Origin of the sequence: Glaciecola sp. SC05 (assembly GCF_041380235.1) — a bacterium.
Taxonomy (GTDB): Bacteria; Pseudomonadota; Gammaproteobacteria; order Enterobacterales; family Alteromonadaceae; genus Glaciecola.
On record NZ_JBGIYY010000018.1, the window covers coordinates 38,800 to 60,807 of the forward strand.

Here is a 22,008-nt window from a genome sequence, read left to right on the forward strand (position 1 = left end):
AAACGGTTGCTCACGCTTACGCTTGATTCGCTAATACTTTCCCGAGACGGGTGATCATTCCTGCGTACATATCTTCAAATTCAATTTTACCGGGCTCAAAACAGAGCACGATGGTAGAGCCGAGCTTAAATCTGCCCATTTCTTGGCCCTTGGCGAGCTTAACTTCGGCGTCGTCTTGCTGCCAATGTTGAACATACTTACCAGCCGGTGGCGTAATATTGCCCGCCCACACAGTTTCGATACTGGCAACGACGGTTGCGCCTACCAACACCAATGCCATTTTACCGTAAGGCGTATCAAACAGAGTCACCACGCGTTCGTTGCGAGCGAACAAACCAGGAACATTTTGTGCCGTTAGTGGATTCACAGAAAACAGTTCACCTGGCACATGTAAGGTATCGGTTAGCGTGCCATCAACTGGCATATGAATGCGGTGATAGTCTTTTGGTGCGAGGTAAATCGTAGCAAATTTACCGCCTTTAAACGGCACCGCCAGCTCTGGTTTTCCGCCGAGCAAGGTAGTTAAGCTAAAATCATGACCTTTTGCTTGAAATATGCGATCGCCGGTGATGTCGCCAAACTGACTGACGCTGCCGTCTACAGGATGACAAAGCTGAGTATCGTTAGCTTCGATTGGACGTATACCGTCTTTTAGCGGGCGCGTGAAAAATTCATTGAATGTTTTGTAGGCACTTGGGTTTTCATAAAGCGCTTCTTTCATATTAATATCAAATGCTTTGATAAAGGTTTTGATTAAAAACTGTGTAATGGCACCTAGATCTCGGGATGCAAGCGCTCCGAGGAAGCGAGAAAGAAGATGTTTAGGTAATATGTATTGGCTTTTTACTTTGATCCAATCTAGCACGTGTGAGCTCCCAGTCAATTATCGCGCTATTGTACAATAGACAGCAAAAATAAGAACGTATTAAACGCTTATGAGTCATCATCCTTTGGCATAAGTGGGTTTTTGCTGACCTAGTGTGTCAATGATTTTTAGGTAGCTCAGATAGCGAGCGTTATCGACATCTCCCTTCGTAATGGCGTCGGTGATTAAGCATCCGGGATCACCGCGATGTTTGCAGTCAGAGAATTTGCAGCCGCCAAGGTAGTCTCTAAACTCAATAAAGCCATTGGTGATAGCCTCTGCGCTTAAATGCCATAAGCCAAATTCTCTGACGCCCGGGGAATCGATTAATTCTCCGCCCTGCGCAAAATGTAGGAGTTTTGAGGCCGTTGTTGTGTGTTTTCCTAAGCCCGAGTTATCAGATATTTCTCCGACGGGTTCGGCGGCATCAGGCAGTAAACGATTAATAATACTCGATTTTCCAACACCGCTTTGACCTACAAAGACGCTAACTTTGTCGATAAGGTATTCACTTAGAGCAGCGAGACCTTGGTCAGTTTCGCAGCTTACTAGAATAACTTTGTAGCCTATTTTCTCATATATTGAGAGGCTTTTTTTGACTTCAACTAGTTCTTGGGCGCTCAGTAACTCGACCTTATTGATAACCAGTACGGGAGTGATCTGTGCATGCTCACAGGCCACTAGATAGCGGTCTATAATATGGTTGGAAAGGGTTGGCACAATTGCACTTACCACAATAATTTGATCGATATTGGCTGCGATTGGCTTTACACCGTCATAAAAATCGGGACGTGTTAAGGTCGACTTTCTATCAAGTACAACCTCTATAATACCGCGATCACGGCTGTCAGTTGATTCGCTGGGTCGAAATAACACATGATCACCACATACCACTGAACTGACGGTACGTCTTATGTAGCATCTGTGATTAAGGTGTTGATCGTCTTCAACAATGGCGTGCTTGCCAAATCGGCTAATCACTCTTCCTGATACCTGCTCACCGAAGTGCTCAAAAGACGCCTGCTTATCACCGTCGATTTGTTTATGGCGATTACGCATTACCTGACGGGTTTGGTTTTTTGAAAGTTTTGGTTTTTTAGCCACGAGTCGCGCACACTGCCTATTGGTGAAAAGAGCTTTATAGCCTTTGGTCAAAAGGCTTAGATACTCAATCATACCTTTTTGCGCAAGGCCTTGCATCGCCTTTTACTTTGCCGATGAATCGACTGCCTCATAAGGTTTACTTGTTTGCACGTTTATAGATAGATTTTCCATTGTGATGCTTTATTGTAGGTCAAGGGCCATTTGTTGATCATTCTTTTTATTAACACAGTGGAAACAACATGATACCTTTTGTATAGAGCGTTTAATTTAATCATAATTGGCTGAGAAATATAACTTTTCGGCAAATGCTCTGTATCGACTGATAAATACACTCTGAGGTAAACATGGCGTTGGACGAACAAAATCTTGTATGGATTGATATGGAAATGACGGGTTTAGATCCTGAAACCTGTGTGGTGCTAGAAATCGCGACGATCGTGACAGATAAACAGCTCAACGTTTTAGCGCAGGGGCCAGTAATTGCGGTTCATCAAACGGACGAAGTACTGGCAGCTATGGACGAGTGGTGCACCAAAACCCACGGAGAGTCTGGCTTGACTAAACGCTGTCAAGACAGTGATTACGATGTAGACATGGCAAGCCAAGAAACCATTGCTTTTTTGCGTAAATATGTGTCGCCGGGGAAATCGCCACTATGCGGCAACACCATCGGCCAAGACCGACGATTTTTAGTTAAATATATGCCTGAACTTGAAGCGTATTTTCATTATAGGAACATTGATGTTAGCACTATAAAGGAGTTGTGCGCGCGCTGGCAGCCAGAGGTGTTAGAGGGCTTTAAAAAGAAGGGGGTGCATCTAGCCTTAGATGATATTAAAGAGTCGATTGAAGAGCTTCGGTACTATCGCGAAAAGGTATTTTGTATTTAATAACGAGCGCTGCACTTCGCTAACAACTAGTGGAGCGCTACCTTGATATCTTGCTTGAGTCAGCACTTTGCTCAACCGAGCTATTTATTACCACACAATTACGCCCTTGAGCTTTCGCCTTATACAAAGATTGATCGGCCTCACTCAATAAATCCTCTATGGTTTTTGAAACGCGGTGAGTCAGACCAATACTGACCGTGCACTGCACCACTTTGCTGCGGTTTTTAAATTTACGTTGACTAACCAGCTCTCTAAACGCGTCGACTTTTTCGAACGCTTCTTGTGCGGTCAACCCCTGCATAAAGACGCAAAACTCTTCACCTCCAAAGCGCGAGATGCTGTGGCCTGTAAAATGTTTTTTCATCATTTTAGCAGTTTCTTTTAAGACTAAGTCACCGTAGTCGTGACCAAAGCTGTCATTAATATTTTTGAAAAAGTCTAGGTCGAGCAAAGCGAGCGACATTGAACTGGGCTCTCGCTTTACAATTTGACTTACCTGATTGAAAAAGTATCTACGATTCGGAATACCGGTAAGATAGTCGGTATTGGCAGTTTTTTTAATTACCTCTATTTGTTCAACGTACTCCACATTTTGCAGCACGCGACAGAAAAATTCCTCATGACAATAAGGTTTCCGTAAATAGTCATTGGCGCCGCTTTTTATAAAGTTTGCCAGCAGTGCGGCGTCGCCTTTTTCACTGGTACCAATAACACTTAACTGCTCCTTGTCATAATGCTTGCGAACCTGAGCAACAAAATCAACACCCGTAGTGTTGGGTAATAATTGGTCGGTGATCATCAGTTTTATATGGGAATATTGCTGCAATATGTCGAGCGCTTGGTCAGTGTTGGCTGCCTGATAGGTCATAAAATTATGACGGTTTAATAGCGAATATATTGCGTTTCGGCTTTTGTTATTGCCGCCAACGGTGAGTACTCCTACTTGTTTGTTTTTCTCAAGTCTGGATAGTAAACGTGACAAATATTCATAAAATTGCGCATTGCTCTTGGGGATGTAGTCAACCACCGCTTTACTCAAAATTCGGTCGCGGACATCTTGTTCAGTATCGCTGGTAATTGCTATGACAGGCACAAATGACGATATGGCAAAGTCGATAGCCTCTCCATGCTGGGCATCGGGCAGGTAGTAGTCAACCACCGCACACAAGAAAGACTCAGGCGTTGAATGATCAAAAATGACTTTGGCTTCGGTCAATGACGTAGCCGTGACTACATCAAGATTTGCCTTGCCGATAACGCGCTTTAGAATACGTAGGCTTGATCCATCGTGCTCTATTAGCAAAATTTTATACTTCACTGCCTTTCTCTCAAACCCCGAAAAGTGTCTCACCACATCTAAGATATCGACTTGGGAGATTTAAAATTAAGGGAATTATTAGTAATAACTGATATTTAGCTAAAAAATTGAAAAAGAAGCTTGCAACCTTGCTCTATTTTTCTATAATGCGCGTCCAATTTGCGGGAATAGCTCAGTTGGTAGAGCACGACCTTGCCAAGGTCGGGGTCGCGAGTTCGAGTCTCGTTTCCCGCTCCATTCTTTAGATGTCGTTATCCATATCTGACACCTCTAAATACTAAGTTTCAAACACCTCAATTTAATCTTAATTGTCCACGTATAAGTGTCCTTAATTTGTGTAATTCGTTTTTATGCTGATCACATTGTTTACGCATTAAAAACACCCGACTGCATGGCTAAAGCAGCTGAATAAAAAATTGCTTAACTATTTTATTGACAGAGCCGATATTCGGGGGTACAACGGCAACTTTAGCAAGGCCTGTTGTGCAAATATGTTGTTTTTAAATGATAGTGGAGCAATGTGACGTGTCTAGTGTAACCAAAGAAATGTTATTAAAGCGCTTATTTAGCGACCCTAAAAATTACCCGTATGGATTTTCTCGGTCTGGTGATTTTTCTATCTCTGAAAGCAAGGCGCTTAGTGAGTATGGCTGTTTGATTGCGGCCTTGGTTGATCAACACATTCAACCGAGTGATAAGGAAGACGAGCAGTTTTTAGCGTCTGCCCTTGGTCAAGTCGAACCGCAGAATCCAGCAGAGCGCGCTTGGTTAAGATATCAAAAGCGTATTAATCGTCCTAAAGCGGCCAGTATATACGGTACTCGCAAGGCTGCCGACAATAACTCTGATGACGATATGCTGGCAGATGTAGAAGACGGCTTGGACATAGAGCTGGACGATTAAAGCCTTGATAGCAATGGCTAGTTGCTAGCTCCTGTAATTTAGTCAAGCTATCATTGCTTCCAACATAAACGCTTGTCGTTTAGACACGCTAGTATCCGGTTAGCTCTAAAAAACCTACCCCGCGGTGAGATCCAATGATTTCTACCGGCCCTTCATAGTAGCCAAACACCGATGGATTAAACGCATCAGTTTTAGTCGCAGTGACTTCAATGTCTACTTGTTTATGCGGGATAGAAACCTGCCAGTGCAAAGGCAAGCTTCTGTCATCTGTTTGGGTATATTTCGAAATGTTAAGAGAAATTTGCTCTGGCGAAAGTGTTTCTGATTGACCGTTCGCGAGGATATAGGTGCCGGTTTGATAATTTTCTTGATCATTAAGACGCATGCTAAATGCCATGAGTTTGTCGCCGTTATCAAAATGCAACGACATCCAATCCCAGCCTGCTGTGCTGCTATCTAAGAGGGTAGAGGTCCATTCATGGTCGTACCAAGCTTTACCACTTAATTCAATGGTGCCATTGGCACTTTCTACCGAACCGCTGATGTCGATAAACGGCAAAGAGTAATAGTGAGAAGCATGTTTGCCTTCGCGAGATTTTACGCTGTAGCCTCGGTTTCCTTGCAGCACAAATGGGCCCGATGGACGCATTGTGAAAGTCATGCTGACTGCGTTATCAGCGTCATCTTTATTTACACCAGACGACGTTGACACAGAGGTCTTTAGCGTTGCCGGAAATAGCGAACCATCTTTGCGATGTGCCTGCCACCGCCAATCGTCCATTGTTAAGCTTAATGGGTACGATGAGTCAGATAAATTTGCGGAAGTATCGCCCTCGAGCGGAATAAAACCTACCATGGAATTGCCTACCCCTCCTGCTGCAAAACGCTCTTCAAACCAATGTTGGCTGGGCGAATGCAATGAAGTATGCGCCATAAACGTCTGCCCATTGTGCCAAGCATTGTCTTGATTTGGATTGCTGAATCTAAATAGGGTCCACTGAAATGCGTAGGGGTTTTGCTCTGCGTCGACTAAATTAGCGGTTAAATACCACCATTCAATATCAAACTCTGGGTGTGACTGATGATCTAGCGGTAGGGTAAGCACATATTTAGGATCCGCTTTTTTGCCGTTTGCCAATAAGAAACTCGGATTAATCATGCCTTGCGCACTACTGCCGTTTTTATTCTGCGTGCAGGCGCTTAGCAGCAGGATTATTAAGCTAATGAATATGAATATCAATCTAGCCATTTTAACTCCTGCGCTAAGCTTTGTTTGGTGGTGTACACAATCGGTAAGCTGATAACCAGCACAACAATGAATAGGCTAAGTCCATATAATTTGATGATATTGAGCCAATCAATCACTAAAGGGTAAGACCAATTAAAGGCATGGTAATTTATTTGTTCAATCAGCACATAACTCAATAATACACCAAAGGGCGTTGCCGCGATTAAAGCCACTGTGCATAAAAATAAGTACTGCTGCAGCAAAATGCGGCGGCTTTGCCATGCTGAGATACCCATGGCTCTTAGCAACATCGTTTGTGGTCGACTCTGTTCTAGTAGTATGACAATTGTGCAAGCGAGGGAAAGTGCCGCCACCATAAGTGTGACCAAATTTAAGCTGTCGGTGATCACAAAAGTACGATCAAATATTTCCATTGAACCAGACAAAATGTCGCTGGTTTGGTAAAGCTGATCCTTACTGACAATGCCGATCGTTTCTAGCGCCGCGGTAAATTTCGCTATTTGTTCAGAATTTCCTAACACGGCAAAAATACTCGATTGGCTAATATCTTGATTGAATTCAGTTGCACTTAACAGAATTTGCCCATAAGGATTGCCATAATCATATATGACCCCGCCCACTTTAAAGCTCGAGGAAAGGCCGGTGGTCGGGTGTATAAACGTAACGCTGTCGTTAATGGCAAGGTCACTGCGAATGGCAAGCTGCTGATTGATCAGCACACTTTGCGCTGCTTCGAAGTCTTGCCAAACCGCTTCGGTGTTACTCGCAAATACCATGGCTTGCTTGAACTTAGCATCAATTGGATAGCTAAATAGTTGAGCAGGTCGACCATTGTGCTCGATGTTTTGTTCGTAGCGAGGATAGAGCTGAACGCCAGCTTGCGTGGCAATCGTAGTTAGTTGGCGGTTGCTTGCGGCATCGTTTGAATATAGATAATGATCTGCTACTAGCCGCTGGCTTAACCAGCCCTCAGTGCTTGCCCGAAAGCTATCGACCATTAGATTCATGCCTAAATTGCTGGTGGCCGCTATAAAAAAAGCACAGCAAGCAATCTTGGTTTTGCGAGATAAAAATAAAGCTTGGGCGACACTCAGTCGGGTCAGTGTTAAGTTCGCTGGGATAAGTTTAAACAGGGCCTTTAAACACTGCGGAAATACCACTATTAACGCGCAGCAGCCGCTAAGGATAACCATGGCTGCACCGATTAGCAGCAAACTTAAGTTAGATGAAACGCTAAAAATCAAGAGCGCCAATGCCGCGAGCACCGCACACATAATAGTCAGTACAACATTTAGCCGTGAGTCGTTATTGTCGCTTTGGGTTTTGCTTAAAGATTGCTTGAGTTGCTTAAGGGGGGCGAGCAAGGCTAGGGCAATGCCTGTCATGCTAATCAACAAGACTTTAATATATAGGCTTAACCATGTGGTATCTGCAAAGCCGACTTGAACGCGATAAAGGCCTTCAACTATTGTGCGAATGCTTGAGCTTGCAAGCACCGCTAGTTGCGCCCCTACTACAATACTCACTGCACTAATGATGAGCGCAAATACACTAAACTCGATGGCGTGAGCCAATATAATTTGCTGACGGCCTATGCCCAATTGACGAAATACTTTGAGCATCGCAAAACGCTTGAATATCAGCAAGTTGAATGCGTTCATGACAATAAATAGACACACAGCAAACATCAGCAAAGCCATGGCAAATAAGTTTAAATAGAAGCTCTGTGTCATTTGGGGATTGTTTTGCTGAGCAGTGATGCTCTCTAGCTGTAAATGTGTGGGGAGCGTTTGCTTCAGCGACTCAATTTGTGTTTCGCGGGTGCCCTCTAGCAACAGTATTCTGCTAATTTTCGCCTCGCTATCTATATCGAGCAGGATGCCAATATCAACGATGAGCCCATCAGACATGCCGTCTAGCGACATAGGCGAAAGCGGCGGCACAGAGATAGTAGATGCCTCATCTATCGTAAGAGAAGAATGCTTGTCTAGCCCTAACTCTTGCATGTAGCTTGGATGAATGAGTGCCAGCGGCGATGCAAAGCTGATGTTTCCAGATAGATCTATTCTGGGCTGAGTTTCAGTGGTGTTTAGAGCTTGAAGCCCCTCGGCCGAATTCGACATTTTTGATTGATTCAGCAAGGCTAAAAAATCAATGCCGATAAGCGTCGCTCTGCGCTGGGTGATGCGCTTTTTCTCTAGGTAAAGGTGCCTAGATGACTCGGCGATGGCAACGGCTTTCTGCAAGCCCTGAGCTTTTATATCAGCGTAGTCTTTGGTGCTAATTGCTTGAGTGTCATCTCGGGCTACTATTTGATGGTGAGCAGGCAAAATACGAACGGCGGTTTGTCCCGAGTAGCTTTGTTTTGCGCCCTGGTTAATCAGCAGTACGGCGCTTAAGCCTGCGCATGCTACTAACAATGAAAAACACACCATCGCAAGGCTAAACCAAGTTTGCCTATAGCTTTTGAGTAATAAACGGTAGGTGTCAAACACTGACACTTTAGTAGGCTGCAGACTCAAACGCTGAGCCTTTTATTGTGCATTTTCATTTGTACCGTGGCCTGTTGAGCCACTTGTGCACTGTGGGTCACAATAATGAGTGTAGTTTTCAGCTCTGTGCAGGTATCAAATAATAATTGGCTGACAATGTGAGAGTTGTCTTCATCTAGGTTGCCGGTGGGTTCGTCGGCCAAAACCATGCTTGGTTGATGGGCCAATGCTCGAGCAATTGCGACGCGCTGTTGTTCACCCCCAGAAAGCTGGTTGGGTAGCTTTTTAAGGTGAGGCGCTATCTGCATAGTGTCGATTAATAATGCAATGTAGTCTTGATGCTCAGACTGATTCAGTCTGCTGGGCAGTAAAATATTATCGTAGACGCTTAAACAATCAATTAAGTTGAATTTTTGAAATACAAAGCCAATATGTTTGCGTCGATATTCGTCGGCTTGAATTTCGCTTAAGTCGTGAATATTGATCGTTGTTTGCTGATTAGGGGTGTATACGATTTGACCACTGTCAGGATTATCTAGGGCGCCAAGCAAGTGTAAAAGGGTCGACTTACCGCATCCAGAAGGTCCCTGAATCGACAAACTATTGCCACTTTGCAGCTCAAGTGAAACGTCTTTTAATACCTGTAATGAGGTATCGCCGCTAAGATATGTTTTATTCACGGCAGAAATGTTCAGCATTCAGTGCCCCACAGCTAGTGTTTTTTCTATATATATAATGAATACGTGCCTTTGGCAGCAAAGTTTAGCCTTGATTATCAATAGGCTGCGCGGTAACCTCACGCCTGTATGCGAGAATAAGATTTAGTGAACATCCACACAATAATAACAAATCACCTAAAAGCCTTGCAGTTTTGTTCATTTTTAGTATGAACATCCTAAAAAGTAACTATATAGGGATAAGTATTTCACTTTTTCCCAAAAACATGTTTTTCCTTTGCGTTGATACAGGTATATTTACCGAGTGGAAAAATAAGCCAATAGAGGAGGCAAGCTAGTGAGGATGATGTCGGGCGCCGCAATGGTGGTAGAAGCGTTAAAAGATGTTGGGGTAACGCATTTATTTGGCTACCCAGGCGGGGCAGTTCTTGATATTTACGATGCGTTACATCAACAAGATGCAGTCAAACATATATTAGTACGTCATGAGCAAGGTGCTTCGCATATGGCCGACGGCTATGCGAGAGCGACCGGTAAAACCGGAACGGTGCTAGTGACCTCAGGTCCAGGTGCGACTAATACACTCACCGGCATTGCAACTGCATTTATGGATTCGATTCCGATGGTGATATTGTCGGGGCAAGTTCCCTCAATGCACATTGGCGAAGATGCTTTTCAAGAAACCGATATGGTGGGATGTTCACGTCCGATCGTAAAGCACAGCTTTTTAGTTAAAAAAGCCACAGACATTCCAAAAGCAATTGCTCAAGCTTATTACATTGCCAACTCTGGCCGACCAGGTCCGGTGGTAGTCGATTTACCCAAAGACATCGTAAACGTGCAGGACTCGCATCCTTATGTGTTCCCAGATGATGTGACTATGCGCTCATATAATCCGACGCTGAAAGGCCACAATAAGCAAATTAAAAAAGCGGTTGCTAGCTTATTAAAAGCCAAGCGCCCAGTAATTTATGTAGGTGGCGGCTCTATATCTTGCGATGCCTCTGATGTAGTAACCACCCTTGCTGAAAAGTTACAGGCGCCGGTGACGAGCACTTTGATGGGCCTAGGTGCGTTTTCAAGCGTGCATAAACAGTTTATTGGTATGCTGGGTATGCACGGTACCTTAGAAGCCAATAAGTCTATGCACAACGCAGACTGCATTATTTCATTAGGCGCTCGATTTGATGATCGCGTGACTAACAATGTTGAAAAATTCTGTCCATATGCTGATATTATTCACGTCGATATTGACCCTGCGTCGATTTCAAAAATCGTTAATGCACACGTTCCGGTGGTGGGTTCGGTCAAAACCGTGGTCAAACAATTGCTGACTATGCTTGAAGAGCATGACTTATCTGAGCAAGAAGCTAGGCTGAGCGATTGGTGGGAGCAAATCAATGAATGGCGTGCTCGCCAATGTTTAAAGTACGATCAAGGGCCTGAAACCATCAAGCCACAAAAAGTAATCGAGGCGGTTTATGAGCATACTAAAGGTGATGCCTACATAAGTTCTGACGTAGGCCAGCATCAGATGTTTGCTGCGCTTTACTACCCATTTGCAAAGCCGCGCCGGTGGATTAACTCTGGCGGTTTGGGCACTATGGGTTTTGGCTTACCAGCCGCAATGGGCGTGCAGTTTGCTCACCCAGATGCATGCTCGGTAGTGATTACCGGAGACGGTAGTATTCAGATGAACATCCAAGAGCTCTCTACTTGTTTGCAGTACAACTTGCCGATAAAGATTATTTCGTTGAACAACCGTGCCCTGGGTATGGTTCGTCAGTGGCAAGACATGAACTACAAGGGCAGGCATTCACATTCTTATATGGATTCTATGCCCGACTTTGTAAAACTCGCAGAAGCTTATGGTCATATTGGGATCAAAGTCGACAAACTTGAAGACCTAGATGATGCCATGGCGCGATGTTTTGCAGAAAAAGACCGCTTAGTATTTATGGATATTTGTATAGATCAAAATGAACATGTATATCCCATGCAAATAAAATATGGGGCAATGGACGACATGCGATTGAGCAAGACGGAGCGCACATAATGAGACGAATTATTTCAGTATTAATGGAAAATGCTCCAGGCTCGCTATCTCGTATTGTTGGTGTGTTTTCGCAGCGTGGTTATAACGTCGACTCACTCTGTGTGGCGCCAACGGCTGATCAAAGTTTGTCTCGCTTAACCATCATTACCGAGGCTGACAACAAAGTCATTGAGCAAATTACTAAGCAGGTAAACAAGCTTATTGATGTGCTTCGAGTGGCTGAGCTTACCGATTCAGCCCATGTTGAGCGCGAGTTAATGTTAATTAAAGTAGCGACACGGAATGAAACAGCCCGTTCTGAAGTGAAACGTAATGTCGATATTTTCAGAGCTCGGATTTTGGATGTAACGGCTCAGCACTATACTATTGAAATCACTGGTACCAGTGATAAACTCACCGCATTCAGTGACGTAATGGCTCAGTGCGCAGAGATCACAGAGTCGGCGCGGACCGGTGTCTGTGGATTGTCGCGCGGCGATAGAGCGCTCAGACCTTAAACAAGCGCTGTACATAAAATGATCAAAAGGGTTTTGAGGATTTATCTTCAAAACCCTTTCTTTTTGCGCATATGTGCTACAATTAAAGTGTTTCTGGTATGAAGCGCATTTGTATTTTTTGATCCTGTAGATGTTAATATCTCCTGCTTTTTAATAAAGTGCCGAGGTTTCACTGTTGTTCTTCTTCATTAAAAAAATCCTAAATAAGTTTCTATGTCAGAGATGTGATTGCGCAGCATTTTGCGCGTTTTGATATAATAGTTCGAGGTTTACATGTCTAAAGTTACAGGCACAGTTAAGTGGTTTAACCCAGAAAAGGGTTATGGATTTTTAACGCAAGATAACGGCGGTAAAGACGTTTTTGTTCATTTCCGTGCGATAGTTGCAGAAGGGTACAAAACGCTTCCAGAAGGCCAAAAGGTTTCCTTTGAAGTAGAAGACGGTCAAAAAGGGCTGCAAGCAGCTAACGTTGAGCTTATTTAAGTTTTAACGCATTCCGCTTCAATAAAAAAATGGCGCTTATTGATAAAATAAGCGCCATTTTTGTTTTAGTTCGTATTCGCATTTTATGCTAGCCGAAAGAAAGATCTTGAAAAATTTGCGGCAGAACGACTTATTCAACTAATTATTTTTGTAAACTTCGCCGGCTTTCATGACAAAATTCACATTTTGCAAAATAGCGATATCTTCAAGTGGGTTGCCTTTCACGGCAACAATATCACCCCATTTACCGGCTTCTATTGTGCCTAACTCATCTGCTTTGCCAATGTTGTCAGCACCATTAATTGTAGCAGTCTTAATCGCCTCCATGGGCGTCATGCCACCCCACTCGACTAACAACACAAACTCAAGCGCATTCTTACCGTGCTCAATTACGCCTGCATCGGTAGAAAAAGCAATATTAACGCCAGCAGTGTGTGCGTCTCGTACATATCGTTTAGCTTGAGTGAGTGCACGCTTGGACTTTTCTCTTTGTGCAGGTGTTAGAAAACTATTTGGGTTGTCTATTAGGGGCTGCACAGTTGCGGCAGCAGATAAAGTTGGCGATAAATAAGCGCCGGTTTTTAAAAATAACTGAATACTCTCTTCATTCAAGAAAGTGCCGTGCTCTATTGCATCCACTCCCGCCCGCAATGAGGCATTGATGCCTTCGGCTCCATGCGCATGTGCCGCTACTTTGACGCCCATTAGGTGGGCAGTATCAACAATGGCTTTGAGCTCATCATCAAAAAACTGTTGCTCAAGGCCCGAGGCGCTGTCGGATAATACGCCAGCGGTAGCGGTCAATTTGATGTGGTCTGCTTTACGACGAATCTGCTCTCTAACGACTTTTCTGCATTCACTTACACCATCGCATACGCCTGAAGTTCGGATAACATCGGCAACAGATTGTTTGTAGCTATGTGTGATATCTCCATGCCCCCCGTTAATGGCTATAATGTGACCGGCAACATACGTGCGTGGACCAATAATATTGCCATTGTTAATCCCATCTCTAATCGCAAATATAGAGTCGCCTGAGAATGCGCCCATATCACGAACGGTGGTAAAGCCAGCTAATAATGTGTCTTTGGCATACTTTGCGCCGCGAATAGCAATGTCAGGATCTGACATTTGCACCCAATTTAAAGGTTCGTTAGGCTGCATGTAGATAGTAAAATGCACATGACCATCGATAAATCCGGGCATAACAAAATGCTCTTTTAAATCGTGCACCTCTAAGGTGTCTGATTCTGCTTTATTAACATTCCCAGGCAGAATATATCCGGCCTCGACGCTAAAGACCTTTCCGTTTCTTAATATTACGCTTTGTTCGCTTGCCACTGATTCACCGGGAACCGCTAATAAACGACCGGCATGAATAAGGTCCCATTGTTCTCCCAGCGTGGCAAAAGGATACAGCAAAAGCAATCCGAGGCAGGTTAATATTGGAGCACGCATGAATTATCATCCTTAAAAATTGGCTGAATTAAAAATAGACGAGCAGAGCATAGGCTAACACTTGCTGGCTGTGCAAACTTTTATTTTGCCAACGAAATTCTAGGTATAAAGCCTGTTATCAATGTTGGCTCAGAGGAAAGGAGGCTGTTGAATAAAGAAGGAACGTGGCGTATTGTATTAAATTCCCGAATCACTCGTTGGTTTTTGCATATGATACTCACTCACAAACTCACACTTCTCATTGTTATTTTGGTTGGGCTCAGTGCCTGTCAACCGGCACAAAATCCACCTACAGATATATCTGACAGTACTTCTGAAGCAAACAACAATAAGTTTGCCGACCGTGTGCTTACCAACGGCACGGTTATAACCGTGGAAGCCGATCTGCCCGAGGTCCAAGCGATTGCGCTAAAAGACGGGCGTATTCTCGCGCTTGGCAGTGGGGATAGTATCTTGGCCTATATTGGCCCTGATACCGACGTGATCGATTTAGATGGTCGCGTCGCGATGCCGGGTTTTATAGAAGGTCACGGGCATTTTATTAGTTTAGGTCAGGCATTGATGATGCTGGATTTGGTCCCGACCCGTAGTTTTGAGGATATTGTCGATATGGTTGCAGAGGCAGCGGCCACTGCACAACCGGGAGAATGGATTATCGGACGTGGTTGGCATCAGGAGCGTTGGGGGGATAGCGAAGAAACCTTGTATGATGGTTTACCGCATCACCGTCAACTCAGTGCAGTTAGTCCCAATAACCCTGTGTTTTTAGTGCATGCAAGTGGACATGGCGTGTATGCAAATGAGATGGCTTTGAAGCTTGGCGGTATCGATAAAAACACCGCCGATACTGAGGGCGGCACCATTGTTCGCGATGAAAACGGTGATGCTACAGGTTACCTCAGACAAGCTGCTTCTAATTCTGTGAGGCAAGTACTCATGGATACACAAAACAGCCTTAGTGAAGAAACCCTGCAAGCGCAGTTTGAGCGTCAAGTTGAACTCGCTGGAGAAGAGGCACTGCGCCATGGTGTAACCTCGTTTCACGATATGGGCACCAATTTTGCCAGTATAGACAGGCTTATTAAACTAGCCGATGAAGGGCGTTTGCCTATTCGACTACACATGGCCGTTCGTTTTGAGACCAACGAAGATATGCGAAACCGTTTAGATGATTATCGTATGATTGGTCGGGGGGACGGATTTTTAACTATTCGTGCGCTTAAGCGCAATATCGACGGTGCACTGGGTACTCACGGTGCGTGGATGCTCGACCCCTATACCGATAAGCCTGAAACCTCTGGCTTACCTCAAGCTTCGATGGAAAGCTTGCGCGAAACCGCTCAAGTGGCTTTTGACAAGGGCTTTCAGCTTAACACTCATGCTATTGGTGATAGAGGCAATCGCGAGGTCATGGATTTATACGAGAGTTTTGCCAACATCGACCCAGACCAAGATTTACGCTGGCGCATTGAACATGCCCAAACACTGCACCCAGATGAGGTTTCGCGCTTTGCCCAGTTAGGCGTGATTGCGTCTATGCAAGGCGTGCACGCTACGTCAGACGGTCCATGGGTGCCGGTGCGTTTGGGTGAAGAGCGCTCTAAACAAAGAGCCTATGTTTGGCGAGCCCTTTTAGATGAGGGTGCTATCATCTGCAACGGCACCGATGTGCCGGTTGAATCTATTTCAGCCCTCGACTCCTATGTGGCTTCGGTGACCCGTCGTATGGCAAACGGCGAGCAATTTTTTCCTGAGCAATCCATGGGCCGAATGGAGGCGCTATATTCTTATACTATGGGTTGTGCAAAAGCGGTCTTTGATGAGGATGAGCTAGGTAGTCTGCGTGTTGGCAAACGTGCAGATATCGTGGTCTTGAATGCTAATCCACTTACTGTGAGTGAAGCAGACTTGAGCGCTTTAGAAGTTCAGATGACCTTAGTTGACGGTGAAGTGCGGTACCAAGCCAATTAATAACAGTTTATATAACTATGGATAGTGGAGACTGAAATGAAAACCTTATACATCTTGCTTATAGCGATAGTGACACTAACTCTTTCGGCCTGTTTTGGAGAGAGTGAGACTGTGGAGACCACATCGGCGAAAAGCCCTGTATCAGAATCTGCTACCAGTAGCTTTGCTAAAGAACTGATTGATGAACAAGGTTGCGACCCACGTATTGCTAACGCAATGGCGCCCTTCGATTCGGACTATGGCGAATGCGATATGCCAAAATTTGTTGAAGTATGCGGCGCCGATAATTTTGATGCTGGTGTTGCATTAATTGCAGAGGTCAGAGAATTGCAGAGTGGTCTAAACCCTTGGGTGTGGTCCTGCGCGCGGCGCATGGAGCCAAAAGTTGCGCTGGTTGCAGCATGTCAATATCGCATGGGGCAAAGCCAGCAGGTATGTGAGTGCAGCGTAAACGCAAGCTATGAGTCTGATGATGACAAACAGATGTTAGAATGGTTGGCGTTTACCGAAGCTAACGATCCGCACAGTAAGTTGGGTAAATTTAAAGAATGGTCAAGCTTCTCAGAAAACGGTCGCTGGGAAGAGCTAACAGAAGTGAGAGCTCGGCACTACGATAGAATTGAAAAGTGCATGTGATACAACACACCCTATTAGTATGATTAATGCCGAAGCGAGAAAAGCCTTAGCGATAATCTCGTTCACTGCAGCAATATTCAGTTTCTGTTAATTTCTCATTAACTATATTGTTAGCGTCGCCTTGTCCGAGCATTTGAGCAATATTGATTGACTCAAGGCATTTGCTTGCTATGTTAAATTATTGCCACATTGAAAGTACCCTTAACATGAAAACATTTATCGCATTGTTGCTAGTTTTGACGTTTATCGGTGGCTGCTCACATCAGCCTGCTGTTCAGTATGTGGCTGTGCAGTATGATCTGCTTATTCGCAACGCAATGCTCGTCGATGGCACGGGCAACGAGCCCTATCGAGGCGATCTTGCTATAACAGGCGATACTATTGCTGCGATGGGTAATTTAGGCAATGCGACGGCTTTGCGAGTTATTCAAGCAGATGGAAAAGCGCTGAGCCCCGGTTTTATTGACTTGCACTCCCATGCTGAAAACGACGTATTAAAACGCCCCGATGCCAAGAACAATATTCTACAAGGTGTGACCACCATTCTTGCTGGTAATTGCGGCGGGAGCCCAGTGGATATCGGTGATTATTTTGAGCGCTTAGCGGCAAACCCAACATCGTTAAATGTTGCTTTGCTGTTAGGGCACAACAGCGTTAGGCAAGCCGTTATGCAGCGGGAAAATAGGCACGCCACAGCGGCAGAAATAGAGGCAATGGAGCGCTTGGTCGCGCAGGCAATGGGTGACGGTGCCTTTGGTTTGTCCTCTGGTTTAATATACATTCCGGGCTCTTTTGCACCGCCTGCAGAACTCGAAGCATTAGCCAATGTTGCACATAGCTACGAAGGCTTTTACGCCAGCCACATTCGGTCTGAAGGTTCCGATGTACTCAATGCATTGCAAGAGGCTATCGACGTGGGAGCACAAGTAGGCCTTCCGGTGCACATATCACATCATAAAACCGCCGGGCCTTCTGCATGGGGGCTGAGCAAAGATACTTTGGCACTGATTGATATGCATAGAGCTAAGGGCATCGACATAAGCCTCGACCAATATCCTTACACCGCGTCAAATACTAATTTAGGTGTACTGATGCCGCCTTGGTCTCTGGCGGGTGGACAGCAAGCATTTTTAGAGAGAATGCAGCAAAGCGCGAGTCGCAGCAAAATATTAGAAGACGTAAAGCGGATTATCGATGAGCAACGAGCCGGCTCTGAGTTTTGGCGAATTCAGATCAGTAGCTATCCTCATGACCCTTCTTTGGTAGGCAAAAACTTTGAAAAAGTCCTGAAACAGCGAAATATCGCGGTGAATTTACACAATGCCGCCGAGCTTGCCATTGAAATTCAGGTCAACGGCGGGGGGCGCGGTATTTATCACACCATGCAAGATGAAGATGTTGAGCGTATTATGCGTCATCCCCATACATCAATTGCGTCTGATGGTGCTGGCGTAGAGTGGCAAAAAGGCAGTCCACATCCACGTAATTACGGGACGTATCCTCGTACTTTGGCGTTGTACGTGCGCGATAAAGGTTTGCTTAGCTTGCCGGAGGCGGTGAAAAAAATGACCTCAATGCCAGCGAATCGAATGGGCCTAATCGATCGGGGTTTGTTAAAAGAAGGGTATAAGGCAGATGTTTTGATGTGGGATCCCAGCACTATTGCAGATAACTCGACCTTTGCCGATCCGCATCAATATTCTACAGGCATCGACTATGTCATTGTTAACGGCGTCGTCGTTGTAGAAGACGGAGAAATGACCGATGCTCGCCCAGGGCTCGCTTTGCATTCAAATAGCCAGTAAATTCATCAACACATAAAAAAGCCCCTGCATGTTAATTTGCAGGGGCGTTTTAATACTGATTGTTAGTGTGCTGCGTTATACGCGCTCAAACACCGTTGCAATACCTTGACCCAAACCAATACACATGGTTGCAAGACCAATGCTAACGTCCTGATCTTCCATGTTGTTGATTAGAGTGGTGGATATTCTTGCGCCGGAGCAACCTAGTGGGTGACCCAATGCAATAGCGCCGCCTTTAAGGTTTACTTTATCTTCATAGGTATCTATCCAGCCCAGTTGCTTAATACAAGACAATGCTTGCGCCGCAAAGGCTTCGTTAAACTCGGCTAACTGAATGTCTTCCATTGATAGGCCTGCACGTTGCAGTGCTTTTTTGGTAGCCGGTACTGGGCCAAAGCCCATAATAGCGGCATCACAACCGGCAACTGCCATGCTGCGAATTTTCGCTCGTGGCGTTAATCCGAGGGCTTTCGCTCTGTCTGCAGACATGATAAGCATCGCTGATGCGCCGTCAGACAATGCAGAAGAGGTACCCGCGGTCACTGAGCCGTTTACTGGATCAAATACCGGACGCAAGCTACTGAGGGTTTCAACTGTGGTATCTGGACGAATCACTTCGTCGGCTTCAACAGATATTAACAAACCATCAGCATCATGACCTTCGATAGCTACAATCTCGTTATCCCAGCCGCCGTTTTGCGCAGCAGCGGCTGCTTTTTGATGCGAGCGAGCTCCAAACGCATCTTGCATTTCACGGGTGATACCGTTCTGACGTCCTAGCAATTCAGCGGTCATGCCCATGCTGCCAGAGGCTTTTGCGGTGTGCTTGGCTAGACCAGGGTGAAAATCAATATTGTAGTTCATGGGGACATGACCCATGTGCTCAACGCCACCAATCATATACACATCGCCGCGACCTGAGACAATGCCAGATACGGCATCGTGTAGAGCCTGCATGGACGAGCCGCATAAACGGTTAACAGTCACCGCGCCAGTGCTGCGAGGTATGTTCGTAAGCAGTTGAGCATTGCGAGCCACGTTGAATCCCTGCTCTTTGGTTTGCTGCACGCAGCCCCAAATGATGTCTTCTATTTCAGTGGGGTCGAGTTTTGGGTTGCGCTCAACGAGTTTGCTCATTAGGTGCGCCGACAAAGTCTCGGCGCGAACGTTACGAAATACGCCGTTTTTGGAGCGTCCCATCGGGGTGCGGATACAATCAATTACTACTACATCTTTCATGTTACTAATCTCCTTTAAGCTTAGGCGAAGTATGACTTGCCAGATGCGGCCATTTCGCGCACACCGTCACTGATTTGATAGACTGGACCAAGACTCGCGTATTTGTCGGCTAATGCCACAAAGTTGTCTAATCCCATGGTTTCAATATAACGGAAGATTCCGCCCCTAAATGGAGGGAAGCCAAGGCCGTATAGCAGCGCCATATCGGCTTCTGCGGCGCTGCCTACGATGCCTTCTTCTAAGCAACGAATCGCCTCATTTGCCATCGGGATCATGACGCGAGCAATGATATCTTCTTTATCAAACTCTTTGCTTGGCGCAACGTGGTCTTTAAACAAGGCATAGGCCTCGGGCGCCGCTACCTTGGTAGGCTTGCCGCGCTTGTCGGTGCCGTAGTTATAAAAACCTTTGCCGTTCTTCTGACCTAAGCGTTTGTTGGTATAAAGCAAAGTAACCGGATCGTTGTCGATTTTTTGCATGCGCTCAGGAATTCCATCTGACATCACGCCCGAGGCATGATCAGAAGTATCCATGCCCACAACGTCGAGCAAGTAAGCAGGGCCCATCGGCCAGCCAAATACTTTTTCCATAACCTTATCGACGGCAGTAAAGTCGGCGCCGTCAATAAGCAAACGGCTAAAGCCCGCAAAATATGGGAACAGCACACGGTTTACAAAAAAGCCAGGGCAGTCGTTTACCACAATTGGTGTTTTGCCCATTTTTAAGGTGGCAGCAACCACACTTGCAATGGTGCTTTCAGAGGTTTTTTCACCGCGAATAATTTCAACCAGCGGCATTTTATGAACAGGGTTGAAAAAGTGCATACCGCAAAACCGTTCTGGCTTATCCAAGCTTTGAGCAAGGCGGTTAATTGAGATAGTAGAGGTGTTAGAACAAATGATAGCGTCGTCGGCCACGGTTTGTTCGGTTTCTTTCAACACGCTCGCTTTCACATTTGGATTTTCAACCACCGCTTCGATGATTAAGTCGGCGTCTTTGATTGCTTTCATGTCGAGGGTTGGCACGATATTGTTCAAGGTGCTTGCCATTGTTTTAGCATCGACCTTACCGCGCTGCATGCCTTTGCTGAGGATTTTAGCTGCTTCTGCTAAGCCCAAATCAAGCGCAGCTTGTGCAATATCTTTCATGATGGTGTTGACGCCTTTTACGGCACCTTGGTAGGCAATCCCGCCACCCATGATCCCAGCACCTAACACAGCATGTTGCTTCACTTCTTTGGTAGCGGCCTTCGCCATTTTCTTACCCTTAGCTTTGACTAACTGGTCGGCTAAGAAAATACCCACTTGAGCTTGGCAGGCATCGGTTTTGGCTAATGCCACAAAGCCTTCATTTTCAAGCTTTAATGCGCCTTCGCGTCCACTGCTAGCGGCTTTTTGAACAGTTTCCACCATTTTGTGTGGCGCAGGATAGTGTTTGCCAGCTTGTGCGGCGACCATTGCTGCTGCGGTAGAAAAGCTCATCATCGCTTCGTTTGCATTGAGCTGCAGGGGCGCTAACTTGGCTGCACGACGCGCTTGCCAATCTAGTTTGCCATCAATTGCGCTTTGCAACATTTTACGCGCTGCGTTGTGCAGGTTGTCAGGCGCAACAACCGCATCTACTGCACCTTCATGCAGTGCTTTTTGTGCGTCGCGGTCGCGACCCGTGGTCATCCATTCTAGGGCATTGTCTGAGCCGATTAAACGTGGCAGTCTTACGGTACCGCCAAAGCCGGGCATTAAGCCAAGTTTCACTTCTGGCAAGCCGATACGAGCAGTGACGTCTGCAATACGCAGGTCGCCGGCAAGCGCCATTTCACAACCACCGCCTAAGGCGAATCCGTTGATAGCAACAATAGTCGGAAAAGGAAGATCTTCAAAACGGTCAAATACTTGCGAGGTTTTGGCTACCCATGCGAGCACTTCGTTTTCAGGCATTGAAAATAATGCGGTGAACTCGGTGATGTCGGCACCTACAATAAAGGTGCTTTTGGCTGAGCGAACTAGGACGCCTTTGACACCATCTGCTGCTGCAATTGCTACGGTGGCTTGATCTAGCTCAGAAACGGTTTGTGCGTCGAATTTGTTGACCGAACCTTGAGCATCAAAGACCAGTTCAGCAATGCCGTTATCTGTCATGCTGACCGATAGACTTTTGCCTTCATACATCATGATTATCTCCTGTGACAAAATATTTGAAAGAATATGATTGAGAGTAGACCACTGTTTACAGCAGATGAATTATAATAAAAGAAAACTCATGTACATGTGGGAACCAAATCACTTATATACTGTATAAACTATGTTGAGCTGAATGTTACGTTATTCAAGCCGATACAGCTTATTTTTTTTGATGATACTGGCGC

Annotated in this window: 17 protein-coding genes and 1 tRNA gene; 9 read left to right on the top strand and 9 right to left on the bottom strand. The window is 45.5% G+C overall.

Features of this window, described 5'->3' with window-relative positions; translation table 11 throughout:
* Positions 1 to 16: 16 nt before the first annotated feature.
* Both asd and rsgA read right to left on the bottom strand, forming a co-directional pair.
* Positions 17 to 865 (bottom strand): archaetidylserine decarboxylase, encoded by an 849-nt coding sequence (asd, locus tag AB9H30_RS15550; RefSeq protein ID WP_371195617.1) that lies wholly within the window; start codon positions 863 to 865, stop codon positions 17 to 19.
* Between the two features lie 78 nt (positions 866 to 943).
* Positions 944 to 1,969, bottom strand: a complete 1,026-nt coding sequence (rsgA, locus tag AB9H30_RS15555) for a small ribosomal subunit biogenesis GTPase RsgA (RefSeq protein WP_371195618.1) — start codon at positions 1,967 to 1,969, stop codon at positions 944 to 946.
* Positions 1,970 to 2,313: 344 nt separating this feature from the next.
* On the opposite strand from rsgA, the gene orn reads away from it, so the two are divergent.
* A complete protein-coding gene (gene orn, locus AB9H30_RS15560; protein WP_371195619.1) occupies positions 2,314 to 2,859 on the top strand; it encodes an oligoribonuclease in 546 nt (181 codons plus the stop codon).
* A gap of 37 nt (positions 2,860 to 2,896) precedes the next feature.
* Here orn and AB9H30_RS15565 read toward each other — a convergent pair whose 3' ends face one another.
* The gene (locus AB9H30_RS15565; RefSeq protein ID WP_371195620.1) at positions 2,897 to 4,177 is read right to left on the bottom strand and encodes a diguanylate cyclase; all 1,281 of its coding nucleotides are present in this window, start codon (positions 4,175 to 4,177) and stop codon (positions 2,897 to 2,899) included.
* Between the two features lie 161 nt (positions 4,178 to 4,338).
* Here AB9H30_RS15565 and AB9H30_RS15570 point away from each other — a divergent pair.
* Together AB9H30_RS15570 and maoP are read left to right on the top strand one after the other, a co-directional pair.
* Positions 4,339 to 4,414: transfer RNA gene (locus tag AB9H30_RS15570), tRNA-Gly, on the top strand.
* 288 nt (positions 4,415 to 4,702) lie between these two features.
* Positions 4,703 to 5,080 carry a DUF413 domain-containing protein gene (gene maoP, locus AB9H30_RS15575; RefSeq protein ID WP_371195621.1) on the top strand — a complete coding sequence of 126 codons (378 nt, stop codon included), beginning with the start codon at positions 4,703 to 4,705 and terminating at the stop codon, positions 5,078 to 5,080.
* 88 nt (positions 5,081 to 5,168) lie between these two features.
* Here the strand turns inward: maoP and AB9H30_RS15580 are convergent, their stop codons facing one another.
* From AB9H30_RS15580 to AB9H30_RS15590, 3 genes are read right to left on the bottom strand one after another with little or no spacing between them, the layout of a single operon-like run.
* Positions 5,169 to 6,329: a lipocalin-like domain-containing protein gene (locus AB9H30_RS15580; RefSeq protein ID WP_371195622.1), complete on the bottom strand. Its 1,161-nt coding sequence runs from the start codon at positions 6,327 to 6,329 to the stop codon at positions 5,169 to 5,171.
* Positions 6,317 to 8,851, bottom strand: a complete 2,535-nt coding sequence (locus AB9H30_RS15585) for an FtsX-like permease family protein (protein ID WP_371195623.1) — start codon at positions 8,849 to 8,851, stop codon at positions 6,317 to 6,319. The genes AB9H30_RS15580 and AB9H30_RS15585 overlap by 13 nt, the downstream gene beginning before the upstream one ends.
* Positions 8,848 to 9,519: an ABC transporter ATP-binding protein gene (locus tag AB9H30_RS15590; protein WP_371195624.1), complete on the bottom strand. Its 672-nt coding sequence runs from the start codon at positions 9,517 to 9,519 to the stop codon at positions 8,848 to 8,850. Before AB9H30_RS15590 ends, AB9H30_RS15585 begins: the two co-directional genes overlap by 4 nt.
* Positions 9,520 to 9,835: 316 nt before the next feature.
* On the opposite strand from AB9H30_RS15590, the gene AB9H30_RS15595 reads away from it, so the two are divergent.
* The 3 genes from AB9H30_RS15595 (at position 9,836) to AB9H30_RS15605 (ending at position 12,534) form a co-directional block, all read left to right on the top strand.
* The gene (locus AB9H30_RS15595) at positions 9,836 to 11,554 is read left to right on the top strand and encodes an acetolactate synthase 3 large subunit (RefSeq protein WP_371195625.1); all 1,719 of its coding nucleotides are present in this window, start codon (positions 9,836 to 9,838) and stop codon (positions 11,552 to 11,554) included.
* The gene (gene ilvN / locus AB9H30_RS15600; protein ID WP_371195626.1) at positions 11,554 to 12,051 is read left to right on the top strand and encodes an acetolactate synthase small subunit; all 498 of its coding nucleotides are present in this window, start codon (positions 11,554 to 11,556) and stop codon (positions 12,049 to 12,051) included. Before AB9H30_RS15595 ends, ilvN begins: the two co-directional genes overlap by 1 nt.
* A gap of 273 nt (positions 12,052 to 12,324) precedes the next feature.
* Positions 12,325 to 12,534, top strand: coding sequence for a cold-shock protein (locus AB9H30_RS15605; protein ID WP_371195627.1), 210 nt, complete (start codon positions 12,325 to 12,327; stop codon positions 12,532 to 12,534).
* Between the two features lie 138 nt (positions 12,535 to 12,672).
* Here AB9H30_RS15605 and AB9H30_RS15610 read toward each other — a convergent pair whose 3' ends face one another.
* Positions 12,673 to 13,992, bottom strand: coding sequence for an amidohydrolase family protein (locus AB9H30_RS15610; RefSeq protein ID WP_371195628.1), 1,320 nt, complete (start codon positions 13,990 to 13,992; stop codon positions 12,673 to 12,675).
* A 147-nt stretch (positions 13,993 to 14,139) separates the two neighbouring features.
* On the opposite strand from AB9H30_RS15610, the gene AB9H30_RS15615 reads away from it, so the two are divergent.
* The 3 genes from AB9H30_RS15615 to AB9H30_RS15625 all read left to right on the top strand — a co-directional run bounded on the left by AB9H30_RS15615 (position 14,140) and on the right by AB9H30_RS15625 (position 18,404).
* Positions 14,140 to 15,963 (top strand): amidohydrolase, encoded by a 1,824-nt coding sequence (locus AB9H30_RS15615; RefSeq protein WP_371195629.1) that lies wholly within the window; start codon positions 14,140 to 14,142, stop codon positions 15,961 to 15,963.
* A 36-nt stretch (positions 15,964 to 15,999) separates the two neighbouring features.
* Entirely contained in the window at positions 16,000 to 16,599 is a 600-nt protein-coding gene (locus tag AB9H30_RS15620; protein WP_371195630.1) for a hypothetical protein, read from the top strand.
* Positions 16,600 to 16,805: 206 nt separating this feature from the next.
* Entirely contained in the window at positions 16,806 to 18,404 is a 1,599-nt protein-coding gene (locus AB9H30_RS15625; RefSeq protein WP_371195631.1) for an amidohydrolase family protein, read from the top strand.
* A gap of 75 nt (positions 18,405 to 18,479) precedes the next feature.
* On the opposite strand, the gene fadA is transcribed toward AB9H30_RS15625, so the two are convergent.
* Both fadA and fadB read right to left on the bottom strand, forming a co-directional pair.
* The gene (fadA, locus tag AB9H30_RS15630; RefSeq protein ID WP_371195632.1) at positions 18,480 to 19,643 is read right to left on the bottom strand and encodes an acetyl-CoA C-acyltransferase FadA; all 1,164 of its coding nucleotides are present in this window, start codon (positions 19,641 to 19,643) and stop codon (positions 18,480 to 18,482) included.
* A 20-nt stretch (positions 19,644 to 19,663) separates the two neighbouring features.
* On the bottom strand, positions 19,664 to 21,814 hold the full coding sequence (fadB, locus tag AB9H30_RS15635) for a fatty acid oxidation complex subunit alpha FadB (protein ID WP_371195633.1): 2,151 nt from the start codon (positions 21,812 to 21,814) through the stop codon (positions 19,664 to 19,666).
* Positions 21,815 to 22,008 lie beyond the last annotated feature (194 nt).

Bases quoted from the DNA above. Each gene is read 5' to 3' on its own strand.
- orn (WP_371195619.1), top strand. From the start codon at position 2,314: ATGGCGTTGGACGAACAAAATCTTGTATGGATTGATATGGAAATGACG.
- AB9H30_RS15580 (WP_371195622.1), bottom strand. From the start codon at position 6,329: ATGGCTAGATTGATATTCATATTCATTAGCTTAATAATCCTGCTGCTA.
- AB9H30_RS15590 (WP_371195624.1), bottom strand. From the start codon at position 9,519: ATGCTGAACATTTCTGCCGTGAATAAAACATATCTTAGCGGCGATACC.
- ilvN (WP_371195626.1), top strand. From the start codon at position 11,554: ATGAGACGAATTATTTCAGTATTAATGGAAAATGCTCCAGGCTCGCTA.
- AB9H30_RS15605 (WP_371195627.1), top strand. From the start codon at position 12,325: ATGTCTAAAGTTACAGGCACAGTTAAGTGGTTTAACCCAGAAAAGGGT.
- AB9H30_RS15610 (WP_371195628.1), bottom strand. From the start codon at position 13,992: ATGCGTGCTCCAATATTAACCTGCCTCGGATTGCTTTTGCTGTATCCT.
- AB9H30_RS15620 (WP_371195630.1), top strand. From the start codon at position 16,000: ATGAAAACCTTATACATCTTGCTTATAGCGATAGTGACACTAACTCTT.
- AB9H30_RS15625 (WP_371195631.1), top strand. From the start codon at position 16,806: ATGAAAACATTTATCGCATTGTTGCTAGTTTTGACGTTTATCGGTGGC.
- fadA (WP_371195632.1), bottom strand. From the start codon at position 19,643: ATGAAAGATGTAGTAGTAATTGATTGTATCCGCACCCCGATGGGACGC.
- fadB (WP_371195633.1), bottom strand. From the start codon at position 21,814: ATGATGTATGAAGGCAAAAGTCTATCGGTCAGCATGACAGATAACGGC.